15 protein-coding genes and 2 tRNA genes are annotated in these 20,357 nt (G+C 68.9%); 14 read left to right on the top strand and 3 right to left on the bottom strand.

The annotated features are described in order from the left end of the window. Nucleotides 1-206: 206 nt before the first annotated feature. Both EF387_RS12990 and EF387_RS12995 read right to left on the bottom strand, forming a co-directional pair. The gene (locus EF387_RS12990) at nucleotides 207-677 is read right to left on the bottom strand and encodes an NUDIX hydrolase (RefSeq protein WP_128376690.1); all 471 of its coding nucleotides are present in this window, start codon (nucleotides 675-677) and stop codon (nucleotides 207-209) included. A 124-nt stretch (nucleotides 678-801) separates the two neighbouring features. After that, nucleotides 802-875 (bottom strand) — tRNA-Gly (locus EF387_RS12995). Nucleotides 876-1,038: 163 nt separating this feature from the next. Here EF387_RS12995 and EF387_RS13000 point away from each other — a divergent pair. The 5 genes from EF387_RS13000 (at nucleotide 1,039) to clpX (ending at nucleotide 6,800) form a co-directional block, all read left to right on the top strand. Next, nucleotides 1,039-1,115 (top strand) — tRNA-Pro (locus EF387_RS13000). Nucleotides 1,116-1,326: 211 nt separating this feature from the next. After that, nucleotides 1,327-2,727 carry a trigger factor gene (gene tig, locus EF387_RS13005; protein WP_128376691.1) on the top strand — a complete coding sequence of 467 codons (1,401 nt, stop codon included), beginning with the start codon at nucleotides 1,327-1,329 and terminating at the stop codon, nucleotides 2,725-2,727. 1,143 nt (nucleotides 2,728-3,870) lie between these two features. Then, a complete protein-coding gene (locus EF387_RS13010; RefSeq protein WP_162467140.1) occupies nucleotides 3,871-4,479 on the top strand; it encodes an ATP-dependent Clp protease proteolytic subunit in 609 nt (202 codons plus the stop codon). Nucleotides 4,480-4,644: 165 nt separating this feature from the next. After that, complete coding sequence (locus tag EF387_RS13015) at nucleotides 4,645-5,355, top strand: ATP-dependent Clp protease proteolytic subunit (protein WP_128376693.1); 711 nt, start codon at nucleotides 4,645-4,647, stop codon at nucleotides 5,353-5,355. Between the two features lie 158 nt (nucleotides 5,356-5,513). Then, on the top strand, nucleotides 5,514-6,800 hold the full coding sequence (gene clpX / locus EF387_RS13020; RefSeq protein WP_128376694.1) for an ATP-dependent Clp protease ATP-binding subunit ClpX: 1,287 nt from the start codon (nucleotides 5,514-5,516) through the stop codon (nucleotides 6,798-6,800). A 70-nt stretch (nucleotides 6,801-6,870) separates the two neighbouring features. On the opposite strand, the gene EF387_RS13025 is transcribed toward clpX, so the two are convergent. Continuing rightward, a complete protein-coding gene (locus EF387_RS13025) occupies nucleotides 6,871-7,848 on the bottom strand; it encodes a hypothetical protein (RefSeq protein WP_128376695.1) in 978 nt (325 codons plus the stop codon). A gap of 135 nt (nucleotides 7,849-7,983) precedes the next feature. On the opposite strand from EF387_RS13025, the gene EF387_RS13030 reads away from it, so the two are divergent. From EF387_RS13030 to rodA, 9 genes are all read left to right on the top strand, one after another. Beyond that, nucleotides 7,984-10,608, top strand: coding sequence for a valine--tRNA ligase (locus EF387_RS13030; RefSeq protein WP_128376696.1), 2,625 nt, complete (start codon nucleotides 7,984-7,986; stop codon nucleotides 10,606-10,608). A 111-nt stretch (nucleotides 10,609-10,719) separates the two neighbouring features. Then, a complete protein-coding gene (folC, locus tag EF387_RS13035) occupies nucleotides 10,720-12,219 on the top strand; it encodes a bifunctional tetrahydrofolate synthase/dihydrofolate synthase (RefSeq protein ID WP_128376697.1) in 1,500 nt (499 codons plus the stop codon). Between the two features lie 6 nt (nucleotides 12,220-12,225). Then, entirely contained in the window at nucleotides 12,226-12,582 is a 357-nt protein-coding gene (locus EF387_RS13040; protein WP_128376698.1) for a DUF4233 domain-containing protein, read from the top strand. 142 nt (nucleotides 12,583-12,724) lie between these two features. Beyond that, on the top strand, nucleotides 12,725-13,138 hold the full coding sequence (gene ndk / locus EF387_RS13045; protein WP_128376699.1) for a nucleoside-diphosphate kinase: 414 nt from the start codon (nucleotides 12,725-12,727) through the stop codon (nucleotides 13,136-13,138). A gap of 449 nt (nucleotides 13,139-13,587) precedes the next feature. Beyond that, nucleotides 13,588-14,607: a rod shape-determining protein gene (locus EF387_RS13050; RefSeq protein ID WP_128376945.1), complete on the top strand. Its 1,020-nt coding sequence runs from the start codon at nucleotides 13,588-13,590 to the stop codon at nucleotides 14,605-14,607. Between the two features lie 311 nt (nucleotides 14,608-14,918). Beyond that, entirely contained in the window at nucleotides 14,919-15,989 is a 1,071-nt protein-coding gene (mreC, locus tag EF387_RS13055) for a rod shape-determining protein MreC (protein WP_128376700.1), read from the top strand. A 13-nt stretch (nucleotides 15,990-16,002) separates the two neighbouring features. Further along, nucleotides 16,003-16,677: a rod shape-determining protein MreD gene (gene mreD, locus EF387_RS13060; protein WP_128376701.1), complete on the top strand. Its 675-nt coding sequence runs from the start codon at nucleotides 16,003-16,005 to the stop codon at nucleotides 16,675-16,677. Nucleotides 16,678-16,851: 174 nt separating this feature from the next. Next, nucleotides 16,852-19,152, top strand: coding sequence for a penicillin-binding protein 2 (mrdA, locus tag EF387_RS13065; RefSeq protein ID WP_128376702.1), 2,301 nt, complete (start codon nucleotides 16,852-16,854; stop codon nucleotides 19,150-19,152). Further along, nucleotides 19,149-20,348, top strand: a complete 1,200-nt coding sequence (gene rodA, locus EF387_RS13070; RefSeq protein ID WP_128376703.1) for a rod shape-determining protein RodA — start codon at nucleotides 19,149-19,151, stop codon at nucleotides 20,346-20,348. The genes mrdA and rodA overlap by 4 nt, the downstream gene beginning before the upstream one ends. Nucleotides 20,349-20,357: the final 9 nt, after the last annotated feature.

The raw sequence follows: 20,357 nt of genomic DNA on the forward strand, positions 1-20,357 counted from the left end.
CTCCTCCGGGCGAACCCGCCCTCGTGCACGGAGCGTAGGTGGTCCTGTACGCCTTGCTCACCGCGTGGTGGGCGGAAGGGGTGGACAGCGGCTGATCGTGCGGGGAGGGGCAGGACGGGGTCCCGGGGCCCGTGGCCGCCGCGAGTGGCTGATGGCGGGGTGATCTCGGACACCGTGCGCCCTCACGAAGCGCGCGCCGCTCCGGCTCAGCCGATGTAGGGCTCCGGCCGCTCCGCCAAGCCGTGATCGATCCGCATCCGCATGGACGGATGGATGCTCAGCCAGTCGAGCCTGCTCGGCGCCGCGAACGCGACTTCCGTGCTCTCGCCGCTCGTCCTCGGTCCGCCCCCGGTGACGCGCGCCCGGAAGCAGATCGAGAACTGCTGACGTACCTCGCCGTCGTCGTACGCCATGACATGCGCGGGGTTCGTGTAGATACCGACCAGGCCCGTCACCTCGACGTCGAACCCGGTCTCCTCCTTCGTCTCCCGGACGGCCGCCTCGGGAGCCGACTCGCCGACATCGACCCCGCCGCCGGGCAGAGCCCACAGGCCGTTGTCCGTCCTGTGGATCAACAGGACTTCCCCGGCCTCGTTCAGCGCCACGGCGGTGACCGACGGCACGATGCTGTTCGCCTTGGGTGCGTTCGGATCGTTGAAGTAGTCGACACGGGCCACGCGTCCAGCGTCGCACGGCGGGCTGGCGCTCGACGGGGCTGTTGCGCCGGCCCACCCCATGGAGCCCCGGAAAACGATCAGGGCCAGGCGGAGGAGTGATCCTCTGACCTGGCCCTGAGCCGTATGGAGCGGGCGACGGGAATCGAACCCGCGTAGCTAGTTTGGAAGACTAGGGCTCTACCATTGAGCTACGCCCGCACAGCTAGCGCCGCGTGGCACTGATGGTCGGTGACCGCGGCACAGGAGGCATCGTAGCGGGTCGCGGGCTCTCCACGCACACCACCGGCCCGCCCGCCGTGCCGCTCATGAAATGCGGCAACCGTACTGCCTGTGGGCATGTACCCTACGTGTCGCACCGAAACGGGGTGTGGCGCAGCTTGGTAGCGCGTCCGCTTTGGGAGCGGAAGGCCGTGGGTTCAAATCCCGCCACCCCGACCACCGCCGGCCGTGTCGCCGGTTCGTAGATCACCTTGGGAGCGCGTACCGCCGCCGGTTACTATGCAAGCTGCGCGCCCGTGTGTCTGCACTGTTACGTCTCTCAAGGGCGTCTCAAGGGCGCGAATCCGCTGCAGCGCTGCGTGAACCGGTCCCGGTCCCGTAGAAGGTGTCAGCAGAACCCCCAAGAAGTCAGCCACAAGGAGACCGAACCGTGAAGAGCGCCGTGGAGACCCTGAACCCGACTCGGGTTCGGCTCACTGTCGAGGTGCCCTTCGAGGAGCTCAAGGCCAGCCTCGACGCGGCGTACAAGAAGATCAACCAGCAGGTCACGGTGAAGGGCTTCCGCAAGGGCAAGATCCCGGCCCGCATCATCGACCAGCGGTTCGGCCGCGGTGCGGTCCTCGAGGAGGCCGTCAACGACGCGCTGCCGAAGTTCTACACCGACGCCGTGAACGAGGCCGAGCTGAACGTTCTCGGCCAGCCCGACGTCGACATCACCGAGCTGAAGGACAACGAGCTGCTGTCCTTCACCGCCGAGGTCGACGTCCGCCCGACCATCGAGATTCCGGACTACTCCGGCATCGAGGTCGAGGTCGACGCGGTCGAGGTCGCCGACGAGGACGTCGAGAAGGCCGTTTCCGACCTGCGTGAGCGCTTCGCCTCCACCTCTCCGGTGGAGCGCGCCGCCGAGGACGGCGACGTCGTGACGATCGACCTGGAGGCCAAGGTCGACGGCGAGGTCCTGGAGGACGGGGTCGCGAACGGCGTCTCCTACACCATCGGCTCCGGTGAGCTGCTGGACGGCATCGACGACGCCGTGAAGGGCCTGGAGGCCGGTGGCGAGGCCACCTTCACCTCCGAGCTGAAGGGCGGCTCGGCGGCCGGCAAGGAGGCCGAGGTCACCGTCAAGGTCACCCAGGTGGCCGCACGCGAGCTGCCCGAGCTCGACGACGACTTCGCCCAGCTCGCCTCCGAGTTCGACACCCTCGAGGAGCTGAAGGCGGACAGCCGCAAGCGCCTGGAGAACATGAAGCAGTACGACCAGGCCACGCAGGCTCAGGAGCGCGTCCTGGAGAAGCTGCTGGAGCTGGTCGAGGTGCCCGTTCCCGAGAAGCTGCTCGAGGACGAGATCAACACCCGCAAGCACAACCTCGAGCACCACCAGCTCGGCCAGATGGGTCTGACCCTCGACAAGTACCTGGAGCTCCAGGGCAAGACCGCCGAGGAGTTCGAGACCGAGACGCGCGAAGCCGCGATCAAGGGCATCAAGACGCAGTTCGTCCTGGACGAGCTCGTCAACAAGGAGAAGCTGAACGTCAACCAGGAGGAGCTCACCGAGCACCTCATGCGGCGCGCGGCCGGCTCCGGCATGTCCCCCGACCAGTTCGCCCAGGCGGTCGTCGAGGGCGGCCAGGTTCCGATGCTGGTCGGCGAGGTGGCCCGCGGCAAGGCCCTCGCGGTCGTCGTCGAGGCCGCGACGATCAAGGACACGAACGGCGAGGTCGTCGACCTCGACGACGAGGAGGACGAGGAGGAGGCCACGGAGGCCGCCACCGAGGCCCCCGAGGCTGAGGCCGAGTCCGAGACCACGGAGGAGAAGCCGGAGGCGTAACACCCTCCGCCACGATCCACCGCGGGCCCCGGGACGCACTGCGCCCCGGGGCCCGCCCCGTTTCCCCAGGCTCGGCCGCCCGCTCGTTCGCTGGTCGCCCTCTCGTGCCTGATCTGCGGCCCCGCGTTCCCTGGGGCTGCTGCCCCCTTGGCTCCCAGGGGCTGTCGCCCGCTCGTGCCTGATCTGCGGCCCCGCGTTCCGTGGGGCTGCTGCCCCCTTGGCTCCCAGGGGCTGTCGCCCGCTCGTTGCCTGGGTCTGCGGCTCCCTGCGTTCCCTGGGTCTGCGGCTCCCTGCGTTCCCTGGGGCTGCTGCCCCCTTGGCTCCCAGGGGCTGTCGCCCGCTCGTTGCCTGGGTCTGCCGCCCCCGCGTTCCCTGGGCCTGCCGCCCTCTGGGTTCCCTGGTTCTACGGCCCCTCCGTTCCCAGGGTCGGCCGGGCCCTCTCGTTCCCTGGGACTGCGGCCCCTGGCCCCCGCCCGAGGGGCCCCACGCCCCGTGGACCCCGCGCTGCCTCCAGGGCCGCCCGGCCTGTGCCGGGTCCTGTGCGGGTGGCCGGTGGCTGACCGCGCCCGCGGTGGAGCCGCACCCGACCTATGCAGCTCGCGCCCCGGATTCCGGCGGGGCCCCGCGCTCCTGCGCGTACCGTCCGGCGCCCCGCGCCCCACTCCAGGCCGGCCATGTCCAGCTCGGCCGGTGCCTGAGGGCTGGGCCGCAAGGCCGATCAGCCCACCACGCACGGAAACCCACACACCGGATCGGCCCCTCACCCCCCGAATCGGCCCCTCTCCCGGATCGGCCCCTCCCAGCCCGGATCGGCCCCTCCGCCGGTGTTCGAGGCCGAGGCCGTTTCACGCCGACGAACCCCGCGACGAAACGCACCAGACCCGGCGCAGGCAGCGCCGTCACGCGCCATACGGACGGCCAAGCCCAGCGGAGTGACATGCGCTCACAGCGAACAGTCCCGGAACCGGGATGGCACTGTCGGGCCTGCGCGTTAGGGTCCATGAATACGAGGGCAGGGGAGTCCCCGGACGCGAACGCCGCCGGGAGGCGGTACGGCACCCGGGGGATCCTAGGCCTGAAGCAGAACACGTGAGACGGCCCGGCGCCGTCGTAAGACGAGCAGGTGGATACGTGACGAATCTGATGCCCTCCGCCGCCGGCGAGCCTTCCATCGGTGGCGGCCTCGGCGACCAGGTCTACAACCGGCTGCTCAACGAGCGGATCATCTTCCTCGGCCAGCCGGTCGACGACGACATCGCCAACAAGATCACCGCACAGCTGCTGCTCCTTGCCTCCGACCCGGACAAGGACATCTACCTGTACATCAACAGCCCCGGCGGTTCGATCACGGCAGGCATGGCGATCTACGACACCATGCAGTACATCAAGAACGACGTGGTGACCATCGCCATGGGCATGGCGGCCTCCATGGGCCAGTTCCTGCTCAGCGCCGGCACCCCCGGCAAGCGCTTCGCGCTGCCCAACGCCGAGATCCTGATCCACCAGCCCTCCGCGGGCCTCGCGGGCTCCGCCTCGGACATCAAGATCCACGCCGAGCGGCTGCTGCACACCAAGAAGCGCATGGCCGAGCTCACCGCCTTCCACACAGGCCAGTCGGTCGAGCAGATCACCCGCGACTCGGACCGCGACCGCTGGTTCGACCCGATCGAGGCCAAGGAGTACGGCCTGATCGACGACATCATGCCCACCGCTGCCGGCATGCCGGGCGGCGGCGGCACCGGGGCGGCGTAACCGGCGCACGCACGCCGGTGCGCGTCCCCCGCGGGTCCGCGGGCCGGCACGGCCCGGACCGGCCCGCAGGCCCGCGTACGCCGCCGTGAGCCGCGTACGCGACGCGCAGCCCCACCACCCCCCAGCCGACCGCCAAAGCCCTTCCCAGGCTCTCAGGAGACACCAGTGAACGACTTCCCCGGCAGTGGCCTCTACGGCCGCGTGCAGGCCGCTCGAGCGACGGCCGACCGTATGCAGGCCGAGTACACCGGCGCCCGCGCCGAGTCCCGCTACGTCATCCCGCGCTTCGTCGAGCGCACCTCCCAGGGCGTGCGCGAATACGACCCGTACGCGAAGCTGTTCGAGGAGCGCGTCATCTTCCTCGGCGTCCAGATCGACGACGCCTCCGCCAACGACGTCATGGCGCAGCTGCTGTGCCTGGAGTCGATGGACCCCGACCGGGACATCTCGGTCTACATCAACAGCCCCGGCGGCTCCTTCACGGCGCTGACGGCCATCTACGACACGATGCAGTTCGTGAAGCCCGACATCCAGACGGTCTGCATGGGCCAGGCGGCGTCCGCCGCCGCCGTCCTGCTGGCCGCCGGCACGCCCGGCAAGCGCATGGCGCTGCCGAACGCCCGTGTGCTGATCCACCAGCCGTACAGCGAGACCGGTCGCGGCCAGGTCTCCGACCTGGAGATCGCCGCCAACGAAATCCTCCGGATGCGCTCGCAGCTGGAGGAGATGCTGGCCAAGCACTCCACCACGCCGATCGAGAAGATCCGCGAGGACATCGAGCGCGACAAGATCCTCACGGCCGAGGACGCGCTCTCGTACGGCCTGATCGACCAGATCATTTCCACCCGCAAGATGAACAACTCGGCTGTCCGCTGACGCGAGCCTGTTATCGTTCGCCGCCCTTGGTGCGGGTCACGTCAAAGTGAACCGCGCCAAGGGGGGCCCGAACAGGGGCCCCGGCAAGGTACCGTCGGACATAAGGCACCAGGAGCCGCTGGATCTACGGCGTCTCCCAGGCGAAGGGGAAGCACACCGTGGCACGCATCGGTGACGGCGGCGATCTGCTCAAGTGCTCGTTCTGTGGCAAGAGCCAGAAGCAGGTCAAGAAGCTCATCGCAGGCCCCGGTGTGTACATCTGCGACGAGTGCATCGATCTCTGCAACGAGATCATCGAGGAGGAACTCGCCGAGACGAGCGAGGTGCGCTGGGAGGAACTGCCCAAGCCCCGCGAGATCTACGAGTTCCTCGAGGGCTACGTGGTGGGCCAGGAGGCCGCCAAGAAGGCTCTCTCGGTCGCGGTGTACAACCACTACAAACGGGTCCAGGCCGGTGAGAACGGCGGGGCCCAAGGCCGCGACGACGCCATCGAGTTGTCGAAATCGAACATCCTGCTGCTGGGCCCCACCGGTTCCGGCAAGACGCTGCTCGCGCAGACCCTCGCCCGCATGCTCAACGTCCCGTTCGCCATCGCCGACGCGACGGCGCTGACGGAGGCGGGCTACGTGGGCGAGGACGTGGAGAACATCCTCCTCAAGCTCATCCAGGCCGCGGACTACGACGTCAAGAAGGCCGAAACCGGGATCATCTACATCGATGAGATCGACAAGGTCGCGCGGAAGAGTGAAAACCCCTCCATCACACGCGATGTGAGCGGCGAGGGCGTCCAGCAGGCCCTGCTGAAGATCCTGGAGGGCACCACCGCCTCCGTTCCTCCGCAGGGCGGGCGAAAGCACCCGCACCAGGAGTTCATCCAGATCGACACGACGAACGTCCTGTTCATCGTGGGCGGCGCGTTCGCCGGTCTGGAGAAGATCATCGAGGCGCGGGCCGGCGCGAAGGGTATCGGCTTCGGCGCCACGATCCGCTCCAAGCGCGAAATCGAGTCGAAGGACCAGTTCGAGGACGTCATGCCGGAGGACCTGGTGAAGTTCGGGATGATCCCCGAGTTCATCGGCCGCCTCCCGGTCATCACCTCCGTCCACAACCTCGACCGCGAGGCGCTCCTGCAGATCCTGATGGAGCCGCGCAACGCGCTGGTGAAGCAGTACCAGCGCCTGTTCGAACTCGACGGCGTGGAGCTGGACTTCGAGCGTGAGGCCCTGGAAGCCATCGCCGACCAGGCGATCCTCCGCCAGACCGGCGCGCGCGGCCTGCGCGCCATCATGGAAGAGGTCCTCATGTCCGTGATGTACGAGGTCCCGTCCCGCAAGGACGTGGCCCGTGTCGTCATCACGGCCGACGTCGTCCACTCGAACGTGAACCCGACGCTGATCCCGCGGGACGCGCGGGGACGCGGCTCGGGCGAGCAGAAGACCGCGTAAGCGGAGCGACGCACGGAAGGGGCCCCGGTCGACGGACCGGGGCCCCTTCCGTGCGTCCGACGGCCTGGGGTCAGGCCTTGACGCGCACTTCCTTGCGGAGCTTGGCCGCGGTTTCGGCCGCCTCCTCCAGGGAGCCGGACTTGCCGCTCATGATGTCCGCGAAGTCCAGCGGCATCACCATGGCGACGGTGCTGTGGTCACCCCAGACGCAGAACGGGATCGACATCTCCTTGGGGCCGGCACCCGACTCGCCCATGTCGCCCTTGAGCTCCTGGCACTTGAGGACCGCACCGTCGAGGCCGCTCGGGCTGAAGGCCTTCGGGCTGCCGACGAGCTTTCCTTCGTCCTTGCTGCCCTCCTCCTCGCTCTTCTTCTTCATGTAGGCGAACATGCTGTCGACGACCGCCTCCGGGTCGTCGATCGTGCCGTAGACGCCCCCGAACGTCAGCTGCTTCATCGCGAGCGGGTTGCTCTCGTCGCCCGACTCGTAGGTGGCGTCGACGTCCTTGGGGTTCTTCACGCCCCAGGACTCGGCGTCCTTCAGATCCGACTTGGTCATGCCGCCGCTGCCGGACTCCTTGCCCTTCTTGTACTCACCGCCGAGCACCGACGCGGGAGCCGTCAGCTTGTGCGGCCCGTCGTCGGGGATGTCGGAACCGCTGCCGCCCCCGCCGCCTATGACGAAGTACGCCCCCACGGCAATCGCCGCCACGACCGCCACCGCACCGATGATCAGGCCCGTCTTCTTGCCGCCGCCCCCCGGGGCCGGCGGCTGCGGGACGGTGCCGTACGGGGGCTGCTGGCCGTACGGGGGCTGCTGACCGTAGGGCGGCTGCTGGCCGTACGGGTTGTCCTGGGCCGGAACGCCCTGGGGAGCCTGCTGGGGGTACCCGTAGCCGGGCTGCGGCGGAGCCTGCTGCGGATAGCCGTAGCCGGGCTGGGGGGCCTGGGGGGCGTTCTGCGGCGGCTGGCCGTAGGGGCCAGGCTGGCCGTAAGGCCCGGGCTGCTGGGGCTGCCCGCCATAGGGGCCTGGCTGGTTGTAGCTCATCTCTGGGTCTCCCCCCGGTGCTTATGTGTTCCGAACATCCTGACGGAACGGATCGCACCCTGTGACACGGGAAGCCCGACCGTTACCGAAGAATCGGGTTTCGGGACGACCCCGTGACACCCCTAAACTGAGCGGGTGACCGAGAACGCTCAGCAGCAGCCAACAGCGCCCATCACCGAACTGCCGACCCAGTACGCGCCGGCCGAGGTAGAGGGGAAGCTGTACGAGCGCTGGGTAGAACGGGGCTACTTCGAGGCGGACGCGAAGAGCGACAAGCCCGCGTACACCATCGTCATCCCGCCGCCCAACGTCACCGGAAGCCTGCACCTCGGGCATGCCTTCGAGCACACCCTCATCGACGCCCTGACCCGCCGCAAGCGCATGCAGGGCCACGAGACGCTGTGGCAGCCCGGCATGGACCACGCCGGCATCGCCACGCAGAACGTCGTCGAGCGGGAGCTCGCGAAGGAGGGCAAGTCCCGCCACGACCTCGGCCGTGAGGCGTTCGTCGAGCGCGTCTGGCAGTGGAAGGCCGAGTCCGGCGGACAGATCTCCGGCCAGATGCGCCGCCTGGGAGACGGCGTCGCCTGGTCGCGCGAGCGCTTCACCATGGACGAGGGCCTCTCGAAGGCCGTCCAGACCATCTTCAAGCGCCTCTACGACGACGAACTGATCTACCGTGCCGAGCGCATCATCAACTGGTGCCCGCGCTGTCTGACCGCGATCTCCGACATCGAGGTCGAGTACCAGGACGACGACGGCGAGCTCGTCTCCATGAAGTACGGCGACGGAGACGACACCATCGTCGTCGCCACGACCCGTGCCGAGACGATGCTCGGTGACACCGCGGTCGCCGTCCACCCGGACGACGAGCGCTACCGGCACCTGATCGGCAAGCTGATCAACCTCCCGCTCACCGACCGCTCCATCCCCGTCGTCGCCGACACCCACGTCGATCCCGAGTTCGGCACGGGTGCCGTCAAGGTCACCCCCGCCCACGACCCGAACGACTTCGAGATCGGCCAGCGCCACAACCTGCCGTCCCTCACCGTCATGGACGAGCACGCCGTCATCACCGCCCACGGCCCCTTCCAGGGCCTGGACCGCCTCGAGGCACGCTCCGCCATCGTCGCCGCGCTGCGCGCCGAGGGCCGGATCGTCGCGGAGAAGCGGCCCTACGTCCACTCCGTCGGCCACTGCTCGCGCTGCAAGACCACCATCGAGCCGCGCCTGTCCATGCAGTGGTGGGTCAAGGTCGGCCCGCTGGCCAAGGCCGCCGGCGACGCGGTCCGCGACGGCCGCGTCACCATCCACCCGCAGGAGATGGAGAAGCGGTACTTCGACTGGGTCGACAACCTCCACGACTGGTGCATCTCACGGCAGTTGTGGTGGGGCCACCGCATCCCCGTCTGGTACGGCCCGAACGGCGAGACCGTCTGCGTCGGTCCCGACGAGGAACCGCCCACCGGCGAGGGCTGGCGTCAGGACACCGACGTCCTCGACACCTGGTTCTCCTCCGGCCTGTGGCCCTTCTCCACCCTGGGCTGGCCCGAACAGACCGAGAGCCTCGCGAAGTTCTACCCGAACTCCGTCCTGGTCACCGGCTACGACATCCTCTTCTTCTGGGTCGCCCGGATGATGATGTTCGGCCTGTACGCGATGGACGGCACCCCGCCGTTCCACACCATCGCCCTGCACGGCATGGTCCGCGACCAGTTCGGCAAGAAGATGTCGAAGTCCTTCGGCAACGCGGTCAACCCGCTGGACTGGATGGACAAGTACGGCTCCGACGCGCTCAGGTTCACCCTGGCCCGCGGCGCCAACCCGGGCGTCGACGTCCCGATCGGCGAGGACTGGGTCCAGGGCTCCCGGAACTTCGCCAACAAGATCTGGAACGCGACGCGCTTCGCCCTCATGAACGGCGCGACGGTCGAGGGACCGCTCCCGGACGCCTCCCGGATGTCCGCCACCGACCGCTGGATCCTCTCCCGTCTGAACTCGGTCGTCGCCGAAGTCGACGCGTTCTACGACGACTACCAGTTCGCGAAGCTGTCCGACGCCCTCTTCCACTTCGCGTGGGACGAGGTCTTCGACTGGTACGTCGAGCTGTCCAAGACGACGTTCCAGGCGGGTGGCGAGGCCGCCGAGGTCAGCAAGCGGGTCCTGGGCGAGGTCCTGGACGTCACGCTGAAGCTGCTGCACCCGGTGGTCCCGTTCGTCACGGAGACGCTGTGGACCACCCTGACCGGCGGCGAGTCGGTCGTGATCGCCGACTGGCCGCAGGACAGCGGCTTCCGTGACTCCGACGCCGAACGGGAGATCGAGACCCTGCAGCAGGTCATCACGGAGGTCCGGCGCTTCCGCTCCGACCAGGGGCTCCAGCCCGGCCAGCGGGTCCCGGCCCGGCTGAACCTGGACGGCACGGCGCTCGCCACCCACGAGCCGGCCATCCGCCAGCTCCTGCGCCTGCAGCCGGAGGGCGACGCCTTCACGGCGACGGCGACCCTCCCGGTCGCGGGCGCCGAGGTCGCGCTCGACCTGTCCGGCGCGATCGACGTCGAGGCGGAGCGCAAGCGGCTCGCCAAGGACCTCGCGAGCGCGGAGAAGGAGAAGGCACAGGCCACGGCCAAGCTCGGCAACGAGGCGTTCCTCGCCAAGGCGCCGGACCAGGTCGTGGAGAAGATCCGCACCCGCCTCGCCAAGGCGGAGGAGGACATCACCCGCATCCAGTCCCAACTGGCCCGCCTGCCGGAGGCGTAGCCGCCTCTCGTGCTTGCGTCACGACGTCGGGGCGGGGGGGGGGGGGGGGGGGGGCCCCCCCCCCAAACCCCCCCCCCCCCCCCCCCCCGCCCCACTTCGTAGACTGTCCCCGTGAGTGAGCTCCCCCCGGACGACAGCGACCGCTTCGACGAGATCGTCGACGCCGAGACGGACCGCGACCCCGATCTCGCCGTGATCGAGGCAGGCAGCCGTACCCTGCGCACCCAGGGCGGACCGCCCCAGACGGACGTCCCCGCGCGCCCCACCGACCCCGAGGTCGACAAGGCCCTACGGGAGGTCGAGGCGGAGCTCGCCACCCGCTGGGGCGAGACCAAACTCGAGCCCTCCGTGACCCGGATCGCCGCGCTCATGGACGTGCTCGGCGAACCGCAGCGCGCATACCCCTCGATCCACATCACGGGCACCAACGGCAAGACCTCCACCGCCCGCATGATCGAGGCCCTCCTCGGAGCCTTCGAACTGCGCACCGGCCGCTACACCAGCCCCCACGTCCAGTCGATCACCGAGCGGATCAGCCTGGACGGCGCCTCGATCTCCGCCGAGCGTTTCGTCGAGACGTACAACGACATCAAGCCCTACATCGAACTCGTCGACTCCCAGCAGGAGTTCCGGCTCTCCTTCTTCGAGGTCCTCACCGCGATGGCGTACGCGGCGTTCGCGGACGCGCCGGTCGACGTGGCCGTCGTCGAGGTGGGCATGGGCGGCAGCTGGGACGCCACCAACGTGATCGACGGCGACGTCGCCGTCGTCACCCCCATAGACCTCGACCACACCGACCGCCTCGGTACCACCCCCGGCGAGATCGCGGTGGAGAAGGCCGGCATCGTCAAGCAGGACGCCACCGTGATCATGGCCCAGCAGCCGGTCGACGCGGCCCAGGTACTGCTGAAGAAGGCCGTCGAGGTGGACGCGACCGTGGCCCGCGAGGGCCTGGAGTTCGGCGTCGTCTCCCGCCAGGTCGCCGTGGGCGGGCAGCTGCTCACGCTGCGCGGGCTCGGCGGCGAGTACGCGGAGGTCTTCCTGCCGCTGCACGGCGCCTACCAGGCGCACAACGCCGCCGTGGCACTCGCCGCGGTCGAGGCGTTCTTCGGTGTCGGCTCCCAGCGCCCCCAGCCGCTCGACTTCGACACCGTCCGCAAGGCCTTCGCCTCCGTGGCCTCCCCGGGCCGCCTGGAGGTGGTGCGCCGCTCGCCGACCGTGGTGCTGGACGCCGCCCACAACCCGGCCGGCGCCCGCGCCACGGCGGAAGCCGTCAGCGAGGCGTTCGACTTCAGCCGGCTCATCGGTGTGGTCGGCGCGAGCGGTGACAAGAACGCGCGCGGGCTGCTGGAGGCGTTCGAGCCGATCTTCGCCGAGGTCGTGATCACCCAGAACTCCTCGCACCGCGCGATGGACGCGGACGAACTGGCCGGGATCGCGGTGGAGGTGTTCGGCGAGGATCGCGTCCAGGTCGAACCGCGCCTCGACGACGCGCTGGAGGCCGCCATCACGCTCGCCGAGGAAGAGGGCGAGTACGCGGGTGGCGGCGTGCTGGTCACCGGTTCCGTCATCACCGTCGGCGAGGCCCGACTGCTCTTGGGGAGGGGCTGAGTTCCGTTGCGTACCCTCTGTGCTTCGACCCTGATCGGCGAGTTCTTCGTGATCGGCTTCGCGGGGCTCGTCGCGATGAAGGACTCCGACCTCTCCATGACCACGGTCTGGACGGTCTGCGGTGTCGCGATGGGGCTGAGCGTCCTGCTCTGCGGGATGATCACCCGCCCCGGCGGGGTCCATCTCGGATGGGCCCTGCAGATCGCGTTGATCGGATCCGGGTTCGTCGTTCCGGCGATGTTCTTCCTGGGGCTGGTCTTCGCCGCCCTGTGGTGGGCGTCGGTGCACTACGGGCGGAAGATCGACGAGGCCAAGGCGCGGTTCGCCGGAGAGGCGGAGAAGGCCAGTCCCTCCGGCGCCTGAGCCGGCCCCTGAGCCGGCCCGGCGGGGCCCGGGCTGGAAGTACCGCTTCCCTGACATTGAGTGACGCGCACCAGGCCACGCCCTGTAGCCTCGGTGCTCTCCGCACACCTGAATCACATGTAATCCGTAAGGAGCCACGCTCGTGACCCAGCGCACCCTCGTCCTTCTCAAGCCCGACGCCGTCCGTCGCGGCCTGACCGGCGAGATCATCAGCCGCATCGAGCGCAAGGCCGGCTGGCAGATCACCGCGCTGGAGCTGCGCACGCTGGACCAGGACACCCTGGAGCAGCACTACGGCGAGCACAAGGGCAAGCCGTTCTACGAGCCGCTGGTCGCGTTCATGGCCTCCGGCCCGGTCGTCGCCCTGATTGTCGAGGGCGAGCGGGTCATCGAGGGCGTGCGCGCGCTCGCCGGCCCGACCGACCCGATCGCCGCCGCGCCCGGCTCCATCCGTGGCGACTACGGCGTGATCGTCCGCGAGAACCTGATCCACGCCTCGGACTCCGAGGAGTCCGCCGAACGCGAGGTCAAGATCTTCTTCCCGGCTCGCGCCTGAGCGGTGAGCCGGCGGCGGGCGGGCGTTGCGCCCGCCGCCGGCTCCCGTGCCGCACGCAGGTCTTGCGTGCCCGAGCGGGGTGTGGGGGTGGAAGCCATCGGTGGCCAGGTGGCCCCCACCCGAACGGCCCACCACAGCCCCACGGAAAATCCAGCAAAAATTCACCCTGACCGGATGTCAGGAGAGTGGCGGCCGACCAGCGGCAGCCGTAGATTTCCGGCCGTCCGCTGGCATATGCGTGCCGATCGGGGGAACGGATGCCCCCGTTGGCCCGTCTCCAGAAGCGAGACCGCGCATCATCTGCTGACAATGGCGAAGACCCTCGCGCGGTGTTCCGCGGTGGCGAGACTACGATGGACGCCATCACGTCACCGCGCCCACCTCGCCGTCCTGAAAAGCCGTCAACGCTCCACTTTGGGAAGGCCAGACGAATCCTGATGGGGAACTCAATGTCGTTCATCGGCCGTGACATGGCTGTCGACCTCGGGACCGCCAACACGCTGGTGTACGTCAGGGGTCGCGGGATCGTACTCAACGAACCGTCCGTGGTCGCGATCAACACCAACACCGGTGGCATCCTCGCGGTCGGCGCCGAAGCGAAGAAGATGATCGGGCGCACGCCCGGCAACATCGTGGCCGTACGTCCGCTCAAGGACGGCGTCATCGCCGACTTCGAGATCACCGAGCGGATGCTCCGCTACTTCATCCTGAAGATCCACAAGCGGAGGTATCTCGCCCGTCCTCGCGTGGTCGTCTGCGTTCCCTCCGGGATCACCGGTGTTGAGCGGCGCGCCGTCATCGAAGCGTCCTCCCAGGCCGGCGCACGTCAGGTGCACATCATCGAGGAGCCGATGGCGGCGGCCATCGGCTCCGGACTGCCGGTGCACGAGGCCACCGGCAACATGGTGGTGGACATCGGCGGCGGCACCACGGAGGTCGCGGTCATCTCGCTCGGCGGCATCGTCACCGCCCAGTCCATCCGGGTGGCGGGCGACGAGCTGGACAACGCGATCATCCAGCACATCAAGAAGGAGTACAGCCTCCTCCTCGGTGAACGGACGGCCGAGCAGATCAAGATCACGATCGGTTCGGCGTACGACCTCGACACTGACGAGCACACCGAAATCCGTGGCCGTGACCTCGTTTCCGGGCTGCCGAAGACCGTTGTCGTCTCGGCGTCCGAAGTCCGCAAGGCCATCGAGGAACCGGTCAACGCCATCGTCGACGCCGTGAAGACCACGCTCGACAAGTGCCCGCCGGAGCTGTCCGGCGACATCATGGACCGCGGCATCGTCCTCACCGGCGGCGGCGCTCTGTTGAGGGGACTCGACGAGCGGCTGCGCCGGGAGACCGGGATGCCGATCCATATCGCCGAGGACCCGCTGGACAGCGTGGCGCTCGGATCCGGCAAGTGCGTCGAGGAGTTCGAGGCGCTCCAGCAGGTGCTGGACGCCCAGCCACGCAGATGACGTACGGCCGCGAGCGCGCGTACGCCGGCCGGAGGTGCCCCGCGGGTTCCGGTGCGTACCCGTGAAGTCGGCGCGTCGGCTCGAGCGGTGCGACGGACCGGGCCCCACGCATCGGGCCGGCCCGTCCGGCCCGCGCACCCGGGTCGACACGCGCGCTGCATCCGCCGTACGGGGTAGCCGCAGCTGCCATCCCGTGCGGCGGATCGTTGAAACACAGGCATAAGCTCCCGAAGGGGCGCGGGGCTCCCCAGGCTTCCAGGGCTCCCCCAAGGGCTATAGGAATTCCGACGAGGAAGGCACGGCCGCCGCACGTGAGGGACACACGAGAGAGTCGGCTGCTCCTGGTGCTGCTGATCGCCATCGCGTTCGCATTGATCACGGTGGACATCCGCGGCGGGGAGGACTCACCCGTCGACGGTGCCCGGCATGCCGCCGCCGCCGTCTTCGGCCCGGTCGAGAACGGTGTCGCGGCCGCGGTCGACCCGATCGGCAACGCCGTCGCCGCCATCCGCGACTCCGACGAGCGCCACGACCGCGTCGCCCGGCTGGAGCGCGAGAACGCGGCGCTGAAGGCGAAGCTGGGCAGCGACGACCGCAACCGCAGCCGGGCCACGCAGCTCGACAAGATCCTCAAGGTGGCGGGCGAGGGCCAGTACGGCATCAAGGGAGCCGAGGTCATCGCGATAGGAGCGGCGCAGGGCTTCTCCTGGACCATCACCATCGACGTCGGCGCCAACGACGGCATCAAGCGCGACATGACCGTCCTCAACGGAGACGGTCTGGTCGGACGGGTCACCACCGTCGGACCGAACACGGCCACCGTGCTCCTCGCCAACGACCCCGACTTCACCGTGGGCACCCGCATGGAGTCCACCGACGAACTCGGCTTCGCCTCCGGGCAGGGCGACCGACCGCTCCGCGTCGAACTCCTCAACGGAAAGGCCAAGGTGAAGAAGGGCGACCGCCTGGTCACCTTCGGCTCGCAGGCCGACAAGCCGTTCGTCCCGGGCGTACCGGTCGGCGATGTGGTGCGGGTCGACCCCTCGGGTGGCGACCTGACCCGCACGCTCTATGTGAAGCCGTATGTGAGCTTCACCAGGCTGGACATCGTCGGCGTGGTCGTCGAGGCCCCGGCCAGGGACCCGCGCGACACGGTCCTCCCAGACAAGCCCAAGCCGACCCCCACGCCCACCGTGACGGTGACGGTGACGCCGTCGGCCGGTGGGGTCGCCGACGGCTCGCAGCAGGAGCAGCAGGGACAGCAGGACCAGCAAGGGAACGGGCAGCAGGAGCAACTGGCGGACCAGCAACTGGAACAGCGGCAGCAGCAACAACAAGATCAGCAGCAGGACCTGCAGCAATACCAGCAGCAAGAACAGTAGGAGCTGAACTTTCATGCGCTTCAACCGGTTGCTGCTCTCCACCACCCTCGTGGTCGTCGCCCTGGTGATCCAGGTGAGCATCCTCGCCCGGCTCCAACTCCCGGGCGCCGTACCCGACCTGCTGCTCCTCACGGTGCTCGGCCTGGCCCTGGTCTACGGACACGTCGGCGGCGCCCTCATCGGCTTCGGCGCCGGACTCCTCGCCGACCTGGCCCCACCCGCCGACCACGCCGCCGGCCGCTACGCCCTCGTGCTGTGCGTCATCGGCTATCTCGCCGGCCTCGTCAAGCCCGACAACGGCCAACTCAGGTCCGCGACCGGCCCGATGGCCGTCGTGGTGGCCGCCGCAGTCGGCACCACCCTCCTGTACGCGGGCGTCGGGGCGCTCGTCGGTGACACCGCCGCACGTCATGTGGGCCTCGGCAGCCTGCTGTTCACGGCCGCGCTCTACGATCTGCTGCTCGCGCCCTTCGTGGTCCCCGGGATCATGGCGCTGGCCCGGCGCGCCGAGAACGATCCGCTCGCCGAGACCAACTCCGCCACCAAGGTCACCGATGTCTCCTCGGGCTGGCTGTCCTCCGGCACCGGTCTGAGCATCGGCCGCCAGCGCGGCGGAGGCCTGCGGATGAAGGCGGCGAGAGCGCGCGTGGCCCGCGCCGGGCGCATCAAGGGGGTCAAGCGGCTGTGAGACAGCGGGCGACACACACGACCCGGCACACCATCCGATACACCACCCGATCGAGGGACATCGGGCGGGAACGGCGGAGACGGGGCCGGACGTACACAAGTCGTACACACAGAAGGATCGGTGGCGAGCCGTGCACCCGCAGGGAACGAGCGACGAAGGACTGACAGGGGGGCCATGACCAACATCCCGGAGACCGGCCGGACCCCCCGGGTCCAGATCCGGCTCGTCATCATCCAGATCCTCGTCCTCTCCCTCTTCGGCACCCTCGGCGGCCGGCTCTGGTACCTCCAGATCCGCAACGGCGAGGAGTACGCCAAGGAGGCCTCCGGCAACCACGTCCAGCAGGTCGTCCAGCCCGCCGTCCGAGGCTCCATCCTCGACGCGCGCGGAGTGCCGCTCGCCGACAACGAGACCCGGCTGGTGGTCTCCGCCTCGCGCACCGAGCTGATGAAGATGAAGGACGACGGCAAGGCGGTCCTCACCAAACTCGCCGGTGTACTCGGCATGAAGCCCAGGGACGTGATGGAGAAGGTCCGGCTGTGCGACGCCGAGACGCCCCAGCCGTGCTGGAACGGCTCCCCGTACCAGCCCATCCCCATCACCGACGAGGCAACCGCCAAGCAGGCCCTGCAGATCCGCGAGCGCTCCGAGGACTTCCCCGGCATCACCGCCGAACCCCAGGCCGTCCGCCGCTACGCGAGCCCCGGCGATGCCAACACCGCGCAGGTCCTCGGCTATCTCTCCCCGGTCACCGACGATGAGATCAACAAGGCCAAGGACACCGACTCGCCCTACCTGCGCTCCGACCAGGTCGGCCGCTCCGGCCTTGAACGCGAGTACGACAAGCAACTGCGCGGCAAGGCGGGCGTCACCCGTTACGAGGTCGACAACCTCGGCCGCGTCATCGGCCAGGCCAAGAGCGACGAGGCCCAGCCCGGCGCCAACGTCGTCACCAGCATCGACGCCCGCGTCCAGCGGGTCGCCGAGTACGAGCTCAACGACGCCATGAAGAAGGCCCGTGATGTGTTCGACAAGAACACCGGCCGCAACTACAAGGCGGACTCCGGCGCCGTCATCGTGATGGAGGCCAAGACCGGCCGGGTCGTCGCCATGGCGTCCAACCCGACGTACGACCCGAACGCCTGGGTCGGCGGCATCTCCGCCAAGGATTACAAGAAGCTCACCGGCAAGAACTCCAACTACCCGCTGCTCAACCGCGCCATCCAGGGTCAGGCAGCTCCCGGCTCGATCTTCAAGGTGGTCCCGACGGCGGCCGCGGTCAACGCCGGCTACGCCTTCGACGGGCGCTACGACTGCTCCAGCTCGTACGCGATCGGCGGCCAGGTCTTCAAGAACTTCGAATCCAAGGGCTACGGCCCCATCAGCCTCGGCCAGGCTCTCGAGGTCTCCTGCGACACCGTCTTCTACCGCCTCGCCCACGAGGAATGGCTGAAGGACGGCGGCAACAAACCCAGGAAGAAACCCAAGGACTGGTTCTACAAGACCGCCCACCAGTTCGGTCTCGGCGCGCTGACCGGCATCGACCTGCCGAACGAGGTCAGCGGCCGCGTCCCCGACCGCCAGTGGAAGCAGGCGTACTGGAAGGCCAACAAGGACGCCTGGTGCAAGTACGGCGACAAGGACGGCTCGTACGCCGAGCGGATCGCCTACGAGAACTGCCTCGAAGGCAACCGGATGCGCGCCGGTGACTCCGTCAACTACTCCATCGGACAGGGCGACACCCTCGTCACCCCGATCCAGATGGCGACGATCTACGCGGCCATCTCCAACGGCGGCACCCTCTACGACCCTACGGTCGGCAAGGCGATCATCAGCGCCGACGGCAGGAGCGTCAGCGAGATCAAGCCGAAGGCACACGGCAAGCTGCCGATGACGAAGAAGACGCGCGACGAGATAGACCAAGCCCTCGCGGGTGTCGTGACCGGCGGCGGTACGGCTGCCTGGCGGTTCGGCGGCTGGCCGCAGGACAAGATCCCGATGCACGCCAAGACGGGTACGGCGGAGGTCTACGGCAAGCAGACCACCTCCTGGTTCGCCACATACACCAAGGAGTACTCGGTCGTCATGACGATCTCCCAGGGTGGTACGGGTTCCGGCGCCTCGGGACCGGCTGTGCGCAACATCTACGAGGCGCTGTACGGCCTGAACGACCAGGGCGAACAGGACCTCAAGAAGGCACTGCTGCCCACCCCGCAGAAGTCCCTGCCGAAGATCCAGCCCGACGGCTCGATCGACGCCCCGAAGACCGAGAAGTACGACCCGAAGGCACAGCAGGCCACCGAGGAGGACCAGACGGCGCCCGCCGGACAACTGCCCACCGGCACAGCGCCCTCGCGGTCACCGGAGAACCGCAACACCCGCAGGCGCTCGCCCGGCGGCCGCGCCACCCGGAAGCGATCACCCGGCGGCCGCGTCCACAGGAGGACCACCAGGCAGCGGAGGATGCCGACATGACCGGCGCCAACAGCTTCTCCGTCTCCGGCTATGGCCCCGAACGCGCCGGCTGGTCGCGGGTGTTCGCCCGCGACTCGCTGGCCCGCCGGCTCGACTGGCCGATACTGCTGTCCGCGCTCGCCCTGTCCTTCATCGGCGCCGCCCTCGTCTACTCGGCGACCCGCAACCGCACCGAACTCAACCAGGGCGACCCGTACTACTTCCTGCTCCGGCACCTCCTGAACACCGGCATCGGGTTCGCCCTCATGGTCGGCACGGTCTGGCTCGGCCACCGCACCCTGCGCACGGCCGTGCCGATCCTGTACGGGATCTCCGTCTTCCTGATCCTCCTGGTGCTCACCCCGCTGGGCGCCACCATCAACGGCGCGCACGCCTGGATCGTGCTCGGCGGCGGCTTCTCCCTCCAGCCCTCCGAGTTCGTCAAAGTCACGATCATCCTGGGCATGGCCATGCTGCTCGCCGCCCGGGTCGACGCGGGCGACAAGCCCTACCCCGACCACCGCACGGTCCTGCAGTCCCTCGGCCTGGCCGCCGTCCCGATAGTGATCGTGCTGCTCATGCCCGACCTCGGCTCGGTCATGGTCATGGTCGTCATCGTGCTCGGCGTACTGCTCGCCTCCGGCGCGTCGAACCGCTGGGTCTTCGGACTGATCGGCACGGGCGCGATGGGCGCGATCGCGGTCTGGCAGCTGGGACTCCTCGACGAGTACCAGATCAACCGCTTCGCCGCCTTCGCCAACCCCGACCTCGACCCGGCCGGCGTCGGCTACAACACCAACCAGGCCCGGATCGCCATCGGCTCCGGCGGCCTGACCGGCACCGGACTGTTCAAGGGCTCGCAGACCACCGGACAGTTCGTGCCGGAACAGCAGACGGACTTCGTCTTCACCGTCGCGGGGGAGGAACTGGGGTTCGTCGGCGCCGGACTGATCCTGGTCCTCCTTGGGATCGTGCTCTGGCGGGCCTGCCGGATAGCGCGTGAGACCACCGAGCTGTACGGGACGATCGTCGCGGCCGGGATCATCGCCTGGTTCGCGTTCCAGTCCTTCGAGAACATCGGGATGACCCTGGGGATCATGCCGGTGGCGGGCCTGCCACTGCCCTTCGTCAGCTACGGAGGCTCGTCGATGTTCGCGGTCTGGGTCGCCGTGGGCCTGCTGCAGTCGATCAGGGTGCAGCGGCCGATGTCGGCATAGGCGGCGGAT

The sequence above is a fragment of the Streptomyces cavernae genome (assembly GCF_004023625.1).
In the GTDB taxonomy this organism is placed as follows: domain Bacteria; phylum Actinomycetota; class Actinomycetes; order Streptomycetales; family Streptomycetaceae; genus Streptomyces; species Streptomyces cavernae.

Bases quoted from the DNA above. Each gene is read 5' to 3' on its own strand.
- EF387_RS13010 (WP_162467140.1), top strand. From the start codon at position 3,871: ATGCCCTCCGCCGCCGGCGAGCCTTCCATCGGTGGCGGCCTCGGCGAC.
- EF387_RS13025 (WP_128376695.1), bottom strand. From the start codon at position 7,848: ATGAGCTACAACCAGCCAGGCCCCTATGGCGGGCAGCCCCAGCAGCCC.
- EF387_RS13050 (WP_128376945.1), top strand. From the start codon at position 13,588: ATGTCGTTCATCGGCCGTGACATGGCTGTCGACCTCGGGACCGCCAAC.
- mreD (WP_128376701.1), top strand. From the start codon at position 16,003: ATGCGCTTCAACCGGTTGCTGCTCTCCACCACCCTCGTGGTCGTCGCC.
- mrdA (WP_128376702.1), top strand. From the start codon at position 16,852: ATGACCAACATCCCGGAGACCGGCCGGACCCCCCGGGTCCAGATCCGG.
- rodA (WP_128376703.1), top strand. From the start codon at position 19,149: ATGACCGGCGCCAACAGCTTCTCCGTCTCCGGCTATGGCCCCGAACGC.